General features: G+C 64.9%; 14 protein-coding genes. 6 read left to right on the plus strand and 8 right to left on the minus strand.

Annotated elements, in window-relative coordinates:
- Position 1: 1 nt before the first annotated feature.
- Complete coding sequence (locus WKC72_RS09025) at positions 2–1,165, minus strand: 2-hydroxyacyl-CoA dehydratase subunit D (protein ID WP_370182350.1); 1,164 nt, start codon at positions 1,163–1,165, stop codon at positions 2–4.
- A 421-nt stretch (positions 1,166–1,586) separates the two neighbouring features.
- Here WKC72_RS09025 and WKC72_RS09030 point away from each other — a divergent pair, with 421 nt between their 5' ends.
- From WKC72_RS09030 to WKC72_RS09045, 4 genes are read left to right on the plus strand one after another with little or no spacing between them, the layout of a single operon-like run.
- Complete coding sequence (locus WKC72_RS09030) at positions 1,587–2,969, plus strand: MFS transporter (protein WP_009475564.1); 1,383 nt, start codon at positions 1,587–1,589, stop codon at positions 2,967–2,969.
- On the plus strand, positions 2,966–3,778 hold the full coding sequence (locus tag WKC72_RS09035; RefSeq protein ID WP_128641191.1) for an SDR family NAD(P)-dependent oxidoreductase: 813 nt from the start codon (positions 2,966–2,968) through the stop codon (positions 3,776–3,778). The genes WKC72_RS09030 and WKC72_RS09035 overlap by 4 nt, the downstream gene beginning before the upstream one ends.
- A gap of 1 nt (position 3,779) precedes the next feature.
- Positions 3,780–5,669 carry an AMP-binding protein gene (locus tag WKC72_RS09040; protein WP_370182351.1) on the plus strand — a complete coding sequence of 630 codons (1,890 nt, stop codon included), beginning with the start codon at positions 3,780–3,782 and terminating at the stop codon, positions 5,667–5,669.
- Between the two features lie 9 nt (positions 5,670–5,678).
- A complete protein-coding gene (locus tag WKC72_RS09045) occupies positions 5,679–6,524 on the plus strand; it encodes a PaaX family transcriptional regulator C-terminal domain-containing protein (RefSeq protein WP_128641192.1) in 846 nt (281 codons plus the stop codon).
- A 15-nt stretch (positions 6,525–6,539) separates the two neighbouring features.
- Here the strand turns inward: WKC72_RS09045 and WKC72_RS09050 are convergent, their stop codons facing one another.
- The 5 genes from WKC72_RS09050 to WKC72_RS09070 form a co-directional block, all read right to left on the minus strand.
- Positions 6,540–6,794, minus strand: a complete 255-nt coding sequence (locus WKC72_RS09050; protein ID WP_128641193.1) for a hypothetical protein — start codon at positions 6,792–6,794, stop codon at positions 6,540–6,542.
- A gap of 76 nt (positions 6,795–6,870) precedes the next feature.
- Positions 6,871–8,307: an aldehyde dehydrogenase gene (locus WKC72_RS09055; RefSeq protein ID WP_268789395.1), complete on the minus strand. Its 1,437-nt coding sequence runs from the start codon at positions 8,305–8,307 to the stop codon at positions 6,871–6,873.
- Positions 8,308–8,342: 35 nt separating this feature from the next.
- Complete coding sequence (locus WKC72_RS09060; protein ID WP_370184306.1) at positions 8,343–9,449, minus strand: NAD(P)-dependent alcohol dehydrogenase; 1,107 nt, start codon at positions 9,447–9,449, stop codon at positions 8,343–8,345.
- A gap of 58 nt (positions 9,450–9,507) precedes the next feature.
- Positions 9,508–10,737 (minus strand): NAD(P)/FAD-dependent oxidoreductase, encoded by a 1,230-nt coding sequence (locus WKC72_RS09065; protein ID WP_268789396.1) that lies wholly within the window; start codon positions 10,735–10,737, stop codon positions 9,508–9,510.
- A gap of 4 nt (positions 10,738–10,741) precedes the next feature.
- A complete protein-coding gene (locus tag WKC72_RS09070) occupies positions 10,742–12,064 on the minus strand; it encodes a cytochrome P450 (protein WP_370182352.1) in 1,323 nt (440 codons plus the stop codon).
- 287 nt (positions 12,065–12,351) lie between these two features.
- Here WKC72_RS09070 and WKC72_RS09075 point away from each other — a divergent pair, with 287 nt between their 5' ends.
- Positions 12,352–12,672 (plus strand): 2Fe-2S iron-sulfur cluster-binding protein, encoded by a 321-nt coding sequence (locus WKC72_RS09075; RefSeq protein WP_043779394.1) that lies wholly within the window; start codon positions 12,352–12,354, stop codon positions 12,670–12,672.
- A gap of 15 nt (positions 12,673–12,687) precedes the next feature.
- Here WKC72_RS09075 and WKC72_RS09080 read toward each other — a convergent pair whose 3' ends face one another.
- Both WKC72_RS09080 and WKC72_RS09085 read right to left on the minus strand, forming a co-directional pair.
- Positions 12,688–13,656 (minus strand): LuxR C-terminal-related transcriptional regulator, encoded by a 969-nt coding sequence (locus WKC72_RS09080; protein WP_370182353.1) that lies wholly within the window; start codon positions 13,654–13,656, stop codon positions 12,688–12,690.
- Positions 13,649–14,773 carry a LuxR C-terminal-related transcriptional regulator gene (locus WKC72_RS09085; protein WP_370182354.1) on the minus strand — a complete coding sequence of 375 codons (1,125 nt, stop codon included), beginning with the start codon at positions 14,771–14,773 and terminating at the stop codon, positions 13,649–13,651. The genes WKC72_RS09080 and WKC72_RS09085 overlap by 8 nt, the downstream gene beginning before the upstream one ends.
- 250 nt (positions 14,774–15,023) lie before the next feature.
- Here WKC72_RS09085 and WKC72_RS09090 point away from each other — a divergent pair, with 250 nt between their 5' ends.
- The gene (locus WKC72_RS09090; RefSeq protein ID WP_370182355.1) at positions 15,024–15,803 is read left to right on the plus strand and encodes an enoyl-CoA hydratase/isomerase family protein; all 780 of its coding nucleotides are present in this window, start codon (positions 15,024–15,026) and stop codon (positions 15,801–15,803) included.
- Positions 15,804–15,808 lie beyond the last annotated feature (5 nt).

Below are 15,808 nucleotides of genomic sequence, written 5' to 3' on the forward strand. Positions count from 1 at the left end.
GCTAAACGGTGGACAGTTGCTTGCGTCTGATTCGCTCCACCAGCGCTTCCACCCGGGTGCGGATGGATTCCATCGGTAGACCCTCGTGTTCGGTTTCGATGAGCAGCAGAGGAATCGATTTGGCTTCCAATGCTTTCCGCAGCTCCGGGTAGAAGAGCATGTGCGGTTCGCAAAACTTCGCCATCAGGACGATGACGCCCTGCGCGCCGCTGGCGTCGACCGAGTCGACGAGGAACCGGTCCCAGTCCACTTCGTGCTGAACCCGGGTGGGGCAGGGTACGGCGGTGTTGCGCCGGAGGTACACCGACGCGAGGGCTTCGAGAGGATCGCCTCCAGATCCGATATCTGTTGACACATATCGTGTTCCGTGGAAGAGGTCGTCGTCGACCACGATGGCTCCGCAGTCCTCGATGATGTCCAGGAGTTCCGGTTTGGGGGCGTGGCAGAAGTGGCCGGAGAGGTGGATGCGGATGCGGTCGTCGCGCGGCACATGGCTCGAGTCGCCCATCACGTCGCGAAGCAGTTCTGTGTGTTCCTCCTTGTCCATGATCATGCTGGACTTGACGAGGACCTGGAGCTGGGCGGATGTCAGTGCGGCGTCGCCGGACCGCCTGTTCTCGAAGATCGTCCGCATCAGGCGCCGGTTGGCGTCGAAGACGTCGATGCTTCGCGAGAGATCCGCGTCGGAGATCCTGCGATCAGCGAATTTCTCGAGCTCGCTGCGAAAATCTTCCATTTTTCCAAGTACCTGCGGAAATGCCCAATCGTCGCTCATAGAGGACATCAATTGGCCGAAGTAGACCGGCTTGTCCGATTCATCCTCGCGCACGACGTCGATGGCACCCAGTAACTGGATGCAATGGTCGGCATGGAAGAAGCCGTCGTAGACGTCCAATCGGCCGAGTGCTGCTTGATCGGCGACGTTTCGGGTGTATCCACAGTTGAACTCGCCCAGCAGATTACGCCCGACTGTGATCGGTTGCCGGTCTTCTTGGATGATCACGGGAAGTACACCTGCGGCGTGCGCGAGTTCGGCGGGGAAGTTCATCGGAAAAACTCCGAGTGCCTGTCTCCCGGTTCGTCTTTTCCACTGTGCGACATAGTCGTTCGGACTATCGGCGACGGCGCTCATGGCGCGCATTGCCCGTGTGAATGTCGACGGCATGGTTCTCGCCCGTCCTTTTCTCGTGTAACTCATGGCGCTGGACCCAGGCACGCGCCTTCGGCTGTGACGTACCCGACAGGAGCGATCATGCGCCCATTTTTCACAAGTTGCAACTAGATGTTTAAAAATTTGTACAACGTCGCAGCTAGATGGGCTACTCTGATGAGTGCGAGGCGGATGTGGAGGCTACGAACGTGCGAACCGGATCATGGGAGCGATGTGTGGTGGCTTGCTGCCGGCTCGCGCAAAATGACGAAATACGTTTGCATGCAACAGGCCTCACGCAAATCCGTCCGGACGGTCCACTTGACGAGATGCACGTCACATTTTATGGTCATTCCATTCGCGGACCGCTCGGCAATCGACGTCGCGGTCGACCCTTCGTCGCGATCCTTCCTCTTCCAGTGCTCCAGGAGCAGATATGACTTCGTCCCTGCCTCTCGACATAGTCACGCCACCATCGAAAGCAACCTCCCGCCGTGCATCTCTTGCGGCCTTCTCGGGATCGGCAATCGAGTACTACGACCTCGTTGCCTATGGAACTGCCGCAGCCCTCGTCTTCGGCGACCTCTTCTTCCGTGACGTCAGCACTCATGTCGCACTGCTGCTGTCCTTCGCCACCTTCGCCGCGGGATATGTAGCTCGTCCACTCGGCGGGTTGCTGTTCGGCTACATCGGCGACAAGCACGGTCGCCGGACTGCAGTGCTACTCACGATCTCCGTGATGGGCGCCGCGACCGTGTGTATCGGTTTGCTGCCCACCTACGACTCGATCGGTTCGCTTGCCCCGATCCTTCTGGTCGTTCTACGAGTCCTGCAGGGACTCGCGGTCGGCGGTGAACTGGGCGGAGCTGTCCTCATCTCGGTCGAACATGCCCCGAAGAACAAGCGTGGCTTCTACGGCAGCTTCTCCACCGCGGGCGCCCAGGGCGGAACCCTCCTCGCGACGATCGTCTTCGCCGTCGTCACGCTGATGCCGGACGATCGGTTCAATTCGTGGGGTTGGCGGATTCCGTTCCTGCTCAGTGCCGTCATCGTTCTCGTCGGAATGTTGATCCGTCGCGGTCTGGACGAGACACCGGACTTCAAGCAGAGTCAGACCGACCGTGCAGCTTCGTCCTCTGACGCGGCTGCGGTCAAGCACAATCCGATCCGTGACGCGCTGTCCAAGCATCCGATGACGATCCTCGGTATCACGTTCATCATGGCCGGAATGATGTCCATCTGGTACGTCATCACCGTGTACAGCCTCAGTTATGCCGTCAACCAGTCGGGTATTCCTCGAACGAGCATGTTGTGGGTGGTCTCTGCGGCAACGCTGGTCGTAGTCCTCATGAACCCGGTGTGGGGGGCACTCTCCGACAGGGTCAGTCGGAGTCGACTCATCGTCTTCGGTTTGCTCAGCGAGGCCGTGCTTCTGTTCTTCTACTTCGCAATGCTCGGCGTCGGCAACCTGGCGCTGGTGTTCATCTCACTCATCCTCGTTGCAGGGCTGGGGCACGCGGTGGTCAACGGCATCTTCCCGGCCTTCGTCGTGGAGAGCCTGCCTGCCGCTGTGCGATACACCGCAGGATCGTTCGGAATGCAGCTGGCGGCGTTGGTTGCCGGCTTCGCACCACTGGTCGCGACCGCGCTCGAGCCCACCGCGGGCGGTGTGTGGACCGTCAGCGCACTGTGCCTCGCACTCTGCGCTCTGGGTGCATTCAGCGCCGCCTACATCGTCAAGCTTCACGCTCCGCAGCAGGCCTCGGCCGTCGCGCAGACTTCTCCGTCATCTTCAATGAAAGCGAGCAACGTACAATGATCCCTCCGCACACATCGCCACTGTCCGCGCAGCGCGGGTACGACTTTTCCGGCTCAGGCATTCTCATTGCGGGTGGGACGTCGGGGGTGGGTCTCGCCACCGCGAGATACTTCGCCGACGCAGGGGCGACGAAGCAGGTACTGGTCGGCCGCAACGAACGTCGCGGCAAGGACGCACTTGCCCGACTCGCAGAGACCAATCCCGGATGCGACATCCTGTTCGTCGCGGCAGATGTCAACGAAGCCGGGGCAGCGGACGAAGTCGTCCGGCAGGCACACGAACATCTGGGCGCAGTCGATGTTCTCGTCAACTCTACGGTCGCGCAATATCAGCCCACGTTGCTGCACGACATCGAACCCGGCAAGTTGATCGACATCTTGGTCCAGCAGGCAATCGGACCGATCTTGATGAGCAGGGCCGTCGTGCCCGTGATGCGCGAGCGCGGACACGGCGCGATCGTCACCATCGCGTCGGACGCAGCGAAGGTCCCCACCCCGGGAGAGACCGGAATCGGTGCCGCGATGGCTGCGATCGTGACGTTCTCGCAAACCCTCGCCGTCGAAGCCAAGCGATACGGCGTTCGTGTCAATGTTCTGACACCGTCACTCATCGTCAACACCGGATCGTACGATCGGGCCATGAATGCCGAGTTCAGCAAGAAGATCTTCGACAAGATCGTCTCACAGGCTCAGCTGGGTCTCACCGAGCCCGAGGATCTGGCCGACGCAATTCTGTTCCTCGCATCTCCGCTCTCGCGCAGAATCACAGGACAGGTGATCAGTGTGAACGGTGGTATCTCCGTTGCCTGAGATGAGCACACGTGCGCCCTTGGTGCGCCGTCGTGTCCGGTCGAGAGAGGACATCCTCGACGTGGAACAGCAGCGACACCAGCACCTGCTACCCGGTTCGACCATTCACGCATGCCTGACCGAATCGGCTCGTCGGCACCCGGACAAGAGCGCGATTCTGCATCTCGACGCGCCGGACTTCATGAGGCCGACCCGAGAGGTCACCTATCACGAGCTACTCGAAGGGGTGGAGGCATCGGCATCGGTGTTCCTCGAACGTGCGGCGGACGCACCGAGTGTCGTCGCCGTGATGGTTCCGATGGTGCCCGAGGGATTGTTCGCCACCTGGGGTGCTCAGCGGGTGGGTACGGCCGTGCCGCTGAACCCCTTTCTCGAACTCGCCTCGCTCGTCAACATCCTGAAGCTCACCTCGGCGACCGTCCTGGTCACGACTGACGAGATCCTTCGGGAACGCGGTGTGGACGCCAATACGGTTCTGACGAGTGTCCCGACGCTTCGGGATGTCCTTCTCGTCGGCGGTGACAACAGCACGTTCACGGAAGCATTGACCGAACATCGCGGCCGCGCCGTCGACGTCGACGACGACCCCCACCGGGATGCAATGGTCATGCCCACCGGTGGCACGACGGGTGCGCCGAAGTTGGTGCGCATGTCGCAGAGCGGCCAACTCGTCGTGGCGTGGAACGTCGGAGCACTGATGGGGTGCGAGGAAGATGCCGTGGTTGGCCACGGTATGCCGAACTTTCACTGCGGCGGAAGCATCGCGCTTGCCCTTCGATCGGTCGTCTACGGACAGACGTTGCTGACTTTGACGTCCGGTGGCTTCCGGTCTCGGGACGTTGTCGAGAATTTCTGGGCGATCGTCGAGCGATACGGCATGACATCGACGATGACCACCCCGACGACAGCATTCGCGATCTTGAACGCGGCGGACGCACCGAAGGGCTCGACGACGCTGACCGATTTCCACGTCGGTGGAAGCACGGTTTCCACTGCTCTGATCCGGACGTTTCACGATCGGTTCGGAATATGGCTGCGCGAATGTTGGGGAGGCACAGAGTTTCACGGAACGATCACCGGACATCCGAACGACGGCGTCGAACCGCGCGTGGGCTCGGCCGGCCGGTCCCTGCCGCACTCCCGGGTGCGCGCTGTCGTTCTCGATATCGACGGCCGGTGGATGCGTGACTGCAATCCAGGGGAGCAGGGAGAGTTGCTGATCGGCGGACCGACTGTCAGCCCCGGATACCATGACGCGCATCTCGATGCCGGCTTCTTCGTGACCGGTGTGCCCGGCGGGGGAGTGTGGGGACGGACGGGCGATCTAGGCACAGTGGACGAAGACGGATTCGTCTGGGTTTCTGGACGCAGCAAGGATTTGATCATCCGTGGGGGTCACAACATCGATCCACGAGATATCGAGGAGGCGCTGGGCTCGCATCCGGCGGTCGAAGTGGTGGCTGCGGTAGGTCGACCGGACCAGGCGAAGGGGGAGATGCCGGTCGCCTATGTTCAGCTCAAGGCCGGGTCTGTTGCCGAGCCCGCCGAACTATTGCAGTTCTGCCGAGAACATGTGCAGGAGAAAGCGGCTACCCCGGTCCATGTCACGGTGCTGGATCGGCTGCCGCTGACTCCCGTGGGTAAGATATCGAAGCCCGCACTACGAGCACTGGCGTTGAAGGACGAGGTTTGTCACGTCGTTTCGAGCTCGAGCCGGGCACCCGTAGTCTGTGATATCGCACTCGACGACACCGGTCTTCGTCGGGAAGTGACCGTGACGCTGACACCCGCATCGGCATCGAGCGTCGACATCGAGTCGTTGGAGGAGAAGTTGGGGGCTTACGAGTTCTCGGTGCGGGTCGAAGTGGGTACATTCGTTGCGACACAGTAGGAGGACTCGTTGATTGCGTCCAACCGTCTTGCGCGGCAGCCACTGCCGCCGCCGAGTGCGCGGTCGATGCTGTTGACGGTCATCGGTGAGTTTTTGTACGACGCCGAGGAGGGGGCGTGGACGGCTGCCCTGATGAAGGTCCTCGGTGGGATGGGGATAGAGGATCACGCTGCACGGCAATTGCTCTCGCGCGCCGCATCGGCCATGTGGATCAAGCGGGAACGCGTCGGTCGTGGGGTGCGCTGGCATCTCGCCGACCACGGTCGCGCGTTGGCGGCCGACGGCATCAAGCGGTCGCATGCGTTCCTCGACGGACCGTCTCCGTGGGATGACGAATGGCTCGTGCTGACGATCACCGTGCCCCAACGCAAGAACTCGGTTCGCAACCGTCTCAACGGAGGACTGACGTGGTTGGGGATGGGCAATCCCACACCAGGAGTCTGGGTTACACCGCACGTCGACAGAGCGCGAGAGCTGAGCGAATTGATCTCGACGCTCGGTCTGACCGAATCGGCACTCGTCCTCACCGGGAATCTTCACCCGGGAGGACTGGGCAACCACGAAGTCGTCGATCGAGCCTGGGATCTGACCGACCTTGCCGAAAGCTACCGAACACTGCTTACGCAGGACGGTGCATCCGAGCCGGGCGACGACGACGAACTGCTACTTGCCTACATCGAACTCGTGAGTCTGCAGCAGAGGTTCATGAGGCTCGACCCACAACTTCCCAAGGAACTCTTGCCGGAATGGATCGGTCGTGACGGCGCCGTGCTGTTTCAGCGACGCCGCGAACAGTGGGCAGCGCACGCCCATGCGCATTGGCTCAGGGTCGTCGAGGAATCCGCGCCGAAATAGGTCGCGCTGGTCCAGTCACCCCGCGGTGCGAACGCGCGAGTACGACCTTTTCCTGCCCGGTCGTGCGGGTGCGAGTTTGGTCGTGCAGAGTTCGTCGAGTCGGCGCTTGACGCTGTCGTTGATGGTGGGGTGGTGGGTGAGGAGACGTTGCAACCGGCGGTAGAACACGGCCGGGAACACGCCGAATTCGGGGAGGATGTGTTCGTCACCGCCGCCGAAGGGTGCCCATTTGACCGCGAAGTCGAGCATGTCGAGTTCTTCCCTGGTCACGGGTGTCTCCTGTTTCTCTGCTGTCGGGTAGGCGGGTGCGGCCGTGCGATTCCTCGCGCGGCCGCACCCGACCGAGTCATCTCACGTCGAGGTAGATGCTCTTGAGCTGCTGGTAGCTCGCGAGTCCCTCGGGTCCGAGTTCGCGTCCGAGGCCGCTGTCCTTGATGCCGCCGAAGGGTGCGGTGGGGTCGTTGGAGTAGCCGTTGATGCCGACGGTTCCGCTGGCGACGTTGCGGGCGAACGCGGCGCCGCGGTCGGGGTCGGCGGTCCAGATGGAGCCGCCGAGTCCGTAGTCGGAGTGGTTGGCGATCGCGATGGCTTCGGCCTCGTCGGTGTAGGGGATCACCGACAGGACGGGTCCGAAGATTTCCTCCTGGGCGATGGTGTGCCCGGTCTCCACGTCGGCGAAGACGGTGGGTTCGACGAACCAGCCGTGGTCGATGTTGTCGGGTCGGCGGCCGCCGGTGGTGACGCGGCCGCCGTCGGAGCGTCCCTTGTCGATGTAGCTTTCGACGCGGTGCCGTTGCCGGGCGGAGACGAGGGGACCCATCTGGGTGGTGTCGGACAGCGGGTCGCCGACCGACAGGCCCCTGGCGAGGTCGGTGATGGTGTCGACGATCTCGGTGTACCGCGAGCGGGGTGCGAGGACGCGGGTGCCGAGCCAGCAGATCTGGCCGTTGTTGAGGAGGGTTGCGGCGTAGAAGGATTCGAGGTTCGCGGCAAGGTCGGCGTCGTCGAGGATGACGGCGGCGGATTTGCCGCCGAGTTCGAGGGTGACGGGCCGGAGCAGTTCGCCGCAGGTGCGGGCGATGGCGCGGCCGGCCCCGGTGGAGCCGGTGAAGGACACCTTGTCGATGCCGGGGTGGGCGACGAGGTAGGCGCCGAGTTCGCGGCCGCCGGGGACGATGTTCAGCACACCGGCGGGCAGTCCCGCGGCGATGGCGGCCTCGGCCATGAGAAACGCGTCGAGCACGGTCTCGGGGGAGGGCTTGAGGACGACGGTGCACCCGGCGGCGAGGGCGGGGGCGAGTTTGAGGAACGTGATGGCCTGCGGCACGTTCCACGGGACGATGGCCCCGACGACGCCGATCGGGGAGCGGGTGACGAGGGTGGATCCGCCGAGCATGCCGGGCCGGATCTCGTCTTCCTGCTTCGCCGCCATCTCGGAGTAGTAGCGGAGCAAGACAGGTGGGAAGCCGCCCTCGAACTGCCGGGCGAGGGTGATGGGCATGCCGTTCTGGCTGCTCACGCGTGTCGAGGTGTCCTCGGCGCGGGCTTCGAGTTCGTCGGCGAAGCGGCCCAGCACCTCGGCGCGCTGTGCTGCGCTCCATGCCGCCCACTCGGCGAGTGCGGCGCGTGCGGCGTCGACGGCGTCGTCGATGTCCGTCTCGGCGCCCTCGGGGACCGAGCCGATCTGCTGTTCGGTGGTGGGGGAGATGACCGGGATGGTGGAGGCGCCGGACGGCTTGGCCCATCCGCCGCGGATGTAGAGATCGGTGTAGTCGATCGTCATCGGGTGTCCTTCTGGGGAGGTTCGGTGAGGGGGTGTCAGTCCTGCACGAGCACGGGTTTGAGGACCTCGCCGCGGTGCTGGGCGTCGATCGCGTCGTTGATCTTCGCGAACGGGAACGTGGTGACGAGTTTGTCGAGCGGGAACCGGCCGGCCTTGTACAGCTCGACGAGTTCTGGGATGAACTCGTCGGGGACGCTGTCGCCCTCGATGATTCCGGTGATCGACAGACCCATGGCGAGGGAGTTGATGATGTTCAGCGGAATCGAGGATTCGGGGTTTGCGGGCACGCCGATGAGACCGATCTTGCCGTGGAAGGTCATGGAGCCGACGAGCGATTCGATCACGGCAGGGACGCCGGAGGTGTCGATCGCGTAGTCCACGCCGGCGGGGATGATGGCGCGGACCTGCTCGGCGACCGGGCCGGCGGCGGGGTCGAGGGCGTGGGTGGCGCCGAGTTCGAGGGCGAGATCACGACGAGACTGGTGGGGTTCGACGGCGATGATGGTGGTGCAGCCCTGGACGACGGCACCCATGACGGCGGCCAGGCCGACCGATCCGGCGCCGGCGACGAGGATCGCAGATCCGGGCCGGCAGTTCAGGGAGCGCATCACGGCGCCGGCGCCGGTCTGGATGCCGCAGCCCAGCGGTGCGAGGAGTTCGGCGGGGATGTCGGTGGGCACTTTCACGACGTTGCGTTCGAACGCGAGGCTGTAGGTGGCGAACGAGGACTGCCCGAAGAACAGGCCGGTCAGGGATTCGCCGTCGGGGGTGGTGATCGGGCCGGTGCCGTCGTCGCGGACGCCGTCGTAGGCGAGGTGCATGAACTGGTGGCAGTAGGACGGTGCCCCGGTGGTGCACGAGGGACAGGTGCCGCAGCTGTTGAAGGTGATGGCGACGCGGTCGCCGGGGGCGACCTTGGTGACGCCGTCGCCGATTTCGCGGACGATGCCGCAGCCTTCGTGGCCGAGGACGGCGGGCAGTGCGGTGGGGAGGGCGCCGTCGCGGGCGGCGAGGTCGGTGTGGCAGATGCCGACGGCCTCGATCTCGACGAGTACCTCGCCGGTCTTCGGTCCGTCGATGGTGATCGGCTCGAGCGTGAACTCGGTGTGCGGTTCTCTCGCGACTGCTGCGAGTGCTTCCATCGTCATGTCTCCATGTCTTGTGCGGCCGGCCCGGTGGGGACGACCGGAATCGAAATGCTCAGAGGACGGCTTCCCGCAACGAGATGGCCGGATCGGCGAGAGCGGTGGGATCGACCTTGCTGCGATTGCCGATGAACTTCTTGCCTGCCATGAATTCGCTTGCGGCATTCACGGTCTCGACGGCCACCGGGACGCCGTCGCTGTCGAGGTGGAACAGGGCGAAGGACGAATCGGACGGGTTACCGCGCAGGACGGCCCTCGTGTCGGGGCCGACCATACCTGCCATCTTCATCTTCAGGTCGAACTGATCCGACCAGAACCACGGCACCTCGTGCGGCGACAGCGGCGTCCCCGTGATGACCGACGCCGCCTGCTTCGCCTGTTCGACTGCGCTGGGGATGCTTTCGAGTCGCACCATCTTGCCGAGCGTGTCGTGCAGGCGGTAGGTCACGTCACCGATCGCGAGGATGTTCGGATCGCAGGTATGTGCCGAACCGTCGACCACGATGCCCGCGAGACAGTCGATGCCCGATTCGCGGGCCAGGGCGTCGTTCGGGATTGCGCCGACACCCACCAGCACGAGATCACAGGGGATTTCGGTTCCGTCGCCGAGCACGACACCATCGACGCGTCCCGCCGTCCCGGTGATCTCCCGAACTTCCGCGCCCGTGCGGATGTGGGTTCCGCGGTTCCGGTGGAACTCGGTGAGGACCGTCGACAGTTCCGGACTGGCGACCCGCGCCAGCACCCGGTCCTCCCGTTCGATGACCGTGACCTCGCATCCGCGAGCGCGGGCCGAGGCTGCGACCTCGAGGCCCACGTATCCACCGCCGATGATGGCAAGTGCCGATCCGGTGTGCACGGCGTCGCGCAGCAGGGTGGCGTCGGCGAGGGTGCGCAGGCTGAGCACACCCTCGAGGTCGCTCCCCGGCAGCGTCAGGGTTCGCGGCGCGGCACCCGTCGCGAGGACGAGCGTCGTGTACGCGAGGACTGTGCCGGACGCCGTCGTCACAGTACGGGTTTCGCGATCGATCCGGACGACCGGATCTCCCAGCAGCGTCTCGATCGCGTTGTCTGCGTAGAACGTTTCCGGTTTGAGCCACTGGACGAACTCGTCGTCGGCGTACTTCTTCGACAGCGGAGGGCGGTGATACGGCGGATGCGACTCCTCGCCGCAGAGGACGATACGGCCGTCGAACTTCTGCTGCCGCAGCATGCCGGCGAGTGTGCCGCCGGCATGCCCGGCCCCGACGATCACCACTGTGGGTGTGGTGTGTGGCGTGAGCATCGTGCTAACCGGTGAACTCGATCTTGACGGGCATGTTCTTGAGCCCGCCGACGAAATTCGTCTGGATCATCTTGGTGTCGTCCACCAACTCGAGCGACTCGACGTGGGGGAGCAACTCCTCGAACATGATTCGAAGTTCCAGCTTCGCCAGGTGCTGGCCGATGCACATGTGCGGGCCGTAGCCGAAGGCGATGTGCTTGTTGGGGCGGCGGGTCGGGTCGAAGCGGTCGGGGTCCGGAATGGCATCCGCGTCGCGGTTGCCCGACTGGTACAGCAGCATGAAGCGGTCGCCCTTCTTGATGTCGCGACCGCGGAGCGTGTAGTCCTGGGTTGCCTGACGCATGAAGTGCTTCACCGGCGAGGCCCAGCGCAGCGACTCGTTGACGATGTGCGGGGCCAGCGCCAGGTCCGCTTTCGCCTTCGCCAACAGGTCGGGGTTGCGGCCGAGTTCGAGCATGCCGCCGGCGAGGGTGCTCGACGTGGTGTCGTGACCCGCGGTCGCGATGGCGATGAAGTAGCCGTAGGCCACCTCGTTCGGGTAGTACTCGCCGCTCTCGTCGCGTGCCACCGAGATGATCGTCGCGAGGTCGTCCTTCGGGTTGGCCCGCCGGTCCTGCAGCAGCCGCTCGAAATAGGCGTAGAAGTCCTGAATCGTGGCCACCCACTGCTTCGCGGCGGCGTCCGGGGTGAGCGGCTCGACGTCTTCACGCGCGGCATCGGGATCGGCGGTGCCGAAGAATTCCTGCGTGAGGGCCATCATCCGGGGCTCGTCCGACTCCGGTACCCCGAACAGGCTCATGATGACGTGCAGGGGGTAGTGGAGGGCGAAATCCTTGACGAAGTCGATCCGCCCGTCCGTCTTCAGCAGCCGGGCGACGGCCGCCTTGGCGAGATCGCGGATGACGGTCTCCCACTGGGCGAGGTTGGTGGGCCGGAACCAGTCCAGCGCGATGTCCTTGATCGCCGTGTGCTCTGGCGGGTCGAGGTAGGTGAGGGTCTCAAGGATGCGGAGGCTGCCGTTGTTGATGCTCTTGGTGAACGCGTCGCCGGCCTGGTTCGCCAGGATCGGGTTGACGGAGCCCTTGTCCTCGCCGCCCGCACTGGTGAAGATGTCGGGCTGGCGCTCGATCTCCATGATGTCGGCGTGCTTGCTCACCAGCCAGATGGGGTCGTACCCCTCCACTTCGGCGCGCCCGAGCGGGTTGTTCTCCCGCAGCCAGCGGTAGGCCTCGAACAGCGCGTCGTTGTCCCGGTGTCCCTCGGGCAGGACGACCTGGCGGGCGACAGCGTCCGGAATCAGTTCCGTGACCTGCTCTGTAGTGCTCATCAATTCCCCTTCGTGGTGCAGTGAGATGCGGCGCCGAACGTCGCGGCGCCCTCGCCGACTGGAGTGACTTCAGCCTGTCAGCTGCGGGAGTGAGGGGCATCACACCATCGATCGATAGTTGTCCACCTAACGGGGGATGTGTGCCGCGTCACCCCGTCGTCGCCGCCTGCGTAGACGCCGGGAATCACCCCACCGGAGGGGGGTAATCAGTCGAAGTGGTGATGCGCCCGGACAGTGACCGGCGACACAATTTTGACGTTCACCCGGTCAACCCGAAGGAGATCGCCATGCCCACCGTCGTATACCAACTCCCTGACGGCTCGACGTCGTCCGTCGACGTCCCCGCCGGCCAGAGCGTGATGGACGGGTCGGTACGCAACAACCTGCCCGGCATCGTCGCCGAATGCGGCGGTAGCTGCTCGTGCGCCACCTGCCACGTGTACCTGGACGACGATGCGAGTGCGGCGTTCGGCGAGCCGACGTTGGAGGAACAGGACCTCCTCGAGTTCCTCGACGGTGTCCAGCCGTGTTCGCGTCTCGCCTGCCAGCTCGTCCTGACACCGGACGTGGACACCGTCACGGTGACCGTGCCGTCCTCGGACGCCTGAAGCCATCCGGCCGCGTCACCGCGTGGAGGACTGATACTTCGCGATCAGTTCGGCGCGGTTGGTGGCGCCGAGTTTGCGGAGGATGCGTTTCACGTGGGACTTGACCGTATCGACGGTGATGACCAGTTCGCCGGCGATCGCGGAATTCGACGCCCCGGTGAGAATCAATCGGATGACTTCGGCTTCGCGTTCGGTCAGTGGTTCGAGCAGGCGCTGCTCGGCGGCGTCGCGGTCGGCCTGCGACGGAGCGAGATCGAGGGCGCCGTGGGAAGGTGGCGCGTCGTCGCCGGTCCACCGCCGGGCGCTTTCGCGCAAGAGCGCAGTCTGACGCTCGCGACGCGACTCCAGACCGACTCGCTCGAAGTGCCCGCCGAGCACTTCGGCGAACACTCCCAGGGCGTGGCGCCTGGACCCGTCCAGCACTGCGCCGACGTGAAGGAGCGCGGCAGCGGTCCCGTCGACGACGACGGGCACGATGGTGAAACCGTTCGCGCCCAGCGTCTCTCGCAGCTCGGCGGGAATCTGGGAACCGACCGTGACCGTGTTCGTCTCGAGGGCACGTGCTTCGGGTGAACCTGCCGGGAGACCGAACCCGGCGGGCAGAGCGGGCGTCGTGTCGGGGTCGGCGCTGAACGCGGCGACGGGAATGATCCGGTCGCCGTCGAGGCGTGAGAGGACCACCTTGTCCGCGGAGCAGAGTTCGGCGGCGCGCTCACACGCTCGCCGCATGAGTTCCGCACTCGAGGCGGCGTCGTCGAGTGCGTGGACGGCGCGATCGATACCTTCCGCAATTGCAGCGATGTCGGCGGTGCGCGTCGCAGCGAGTGCGTTCCTGCGATCGAGGAGATCGACCAGACGCCTTCCGAGCTCGACGGCGTGCTCCGAAGTGGCCGTGCGCATTTCGGCGAGGATGTCCGCGATGGCGCGATCGGTGTCCGTGGTGTTCTCGTCCGTGTGCGGTTCGGGGTGGGGAGCGTCAGCCACCGCACACCGTCTTGGCGTTGGCGTTGGCGCACAGCGCCGCCACTTCGGCCCGCGTGGAGACGCCGAGTTTCTTGAAGATCCGCTGGACGTGGGACTTGACGGTGCCGTCGGAAATGCACAGCCGACGGGAAATGGTGGCGTTGGTCGCCCCCGTGGCCATCAACGTGAGCACCTCGCGTTCGCGCGCGGTCAGCGCATGCGCGCGCGGGATGACCGGAGTCTGCGGAGAGTCGGTGGACGCGTCGGTCCGGGGAAGGTCGCAGGTGGCGACCTCCGGCATCGTCAGGGGCTGCTCGAGGTGCCGCAGTGCCTGGGTGAGCCGCTGTATCTCGGCGTCGACGTGCTCGTTGCGGGTGGAGATCTGCCGCCGCAGGTCGGCGCGTTCCTTCGATGAGGCGCAGGCGCCGGCCAGTACCGCGACGAGGTGGACGTCGGTGTCGGACAGGCTGTCGCTCTGGCGGTCGACGTGGATGATCGCCACCGCGCGGGCGTCGACGACGACCGGCACGGCGAGGTATCCGGCGGGCCGCGACAGATCGATCAGCGGGCGGTACGTGTGCCGGTAGGTGTCGACGGCGTCCACGGCATACGGTCGGCGCCGGCGGACCAGTTCGGCCTCGCGCGGTGCCTCGCGCAGCGCGATCTCGCGTCCGTCGATTGCCGTGGCGAGTTCGTGGAAGTCCCCCGTCAGTTCCGGGTTGACGGCTAACGCGATGGGAGACCAGGTGGAACCGCGGACCACGGAGAACATCGCCTTGCCGTATCCGAGGCTCGTGCACAGTTCCTGGGTCACGACGTCGGCGAGGCGATCCGCACCGGCATCGAGCGCACGGACGACCCGCTGCAGTGCCTCGAACTGGGCGGTGTGCACGCTCAGTCGGCGGGCGATGTCGTCGCGACTCGCGGCGTCGAGTTCTGTCACGAGTGCTGCGAGGCGCAGGGTGCGCTCGGGGGAGTCGACGCCCTCACGCAACTTCCGGGCCGCGAACGCACGAATCACCGTGAGGTCGGGTTCGCCGTCCGCCAGGCGGATCAGATTCGGCTCGTTGCCGAGAAGGTCCTGCAACTCTGCAACCGCCTGCTCGGCAAGCTCGGACGAACTCGTCGAAATGACCACTCACCACTCCTCGCGCCGTGGCCGCCGCACGGATGACGACGACACCGTCGTCCGTTCCTGTGACACAACGCACAGTATAGAGAAGGTGTCACCTGGGACGTTGCTGCACCGCCCGCGGCCTGTCTCCAATGTATATGGTCAGTCCAAATACGTCACGTACTCCGCGAAAATGATCCGAGGAGGTTCTTGTCTCGGATGCGAACCCCGTACTAGGGTCGAATGGTACGACCAAAATGGAAGGACCGGCCTAATGGCGCACCCTGTGCGATACGACGTCGACGAGCACATCGCCGTTGTCACCCTCAATCGCCCCGAAACCCGCAACGCGCTGTCTGGCGACCTGCTCGACGAGCTTCTTGCCGCCCTCGAACGCGCCCGGGACGACGGGGAGGTGCGGGTCGTCGTGCTCGCGTCGTCGCACGAGAAGATCTTCTCGGCGGGCGGCGACCTCAAGGCGTTCGCGAGCGAGACGCCCACGATCGTCAAATATGCCGGGCTGGATCGCTTCCCGCGGCTGTATCAACTCATCGGTGGCCTCGGGAAACCGGTGATCTGCGCGGCGGGTGGCGACGTGCTGGCCGGCGCGTTCGGGCTCGCGCTGGCGTGCGATTTCGTGCTCGCAAAGGAGTCGGTCCGGTTCGGGTGCCCGGAGATCAACGTCGGTGTCTTTCCCTTCATGATCTCCGCGCTCATCTACCGGAACGTCGGGCGACTCAAGGCGAACGAGCTGATGATGTACGGCGAGCTCATCACGGCCGCGGACGCGCTCGAGCTGGGTTTGGTGAACCGGGTGATCCCGGACGACGACTTCGAGGCGGAGGTCCGGGCGTGGGCCCGCCGGCTCGCGGGCAAGTCGCCGCTGTTGATGCGGCTCGGAAAGGAGGCGATCAACAACACTCGCGACATGTCCCTGCCGGACGCCCTCACGGCGCTGCAGTCGCAGCTCGCTCTCGCGTTCACGACCGACGACATCGTCGAGGGGGTCACCGCGTTCCGTGAAAAGCGTTCTCCCGTATGGAGCATGCGCTGATCGCC

The organism is Rhodococcus wratislaviensis (assembly GCF_041228765.1).
GTDB classification, from domain to species: Bacteria; Actinomycetota; Actinomycetes; order Mycobacteriales; family Mycobacteriaceae; genus Rhodococcus_F; species Rhodococcus_F wratislaviensis.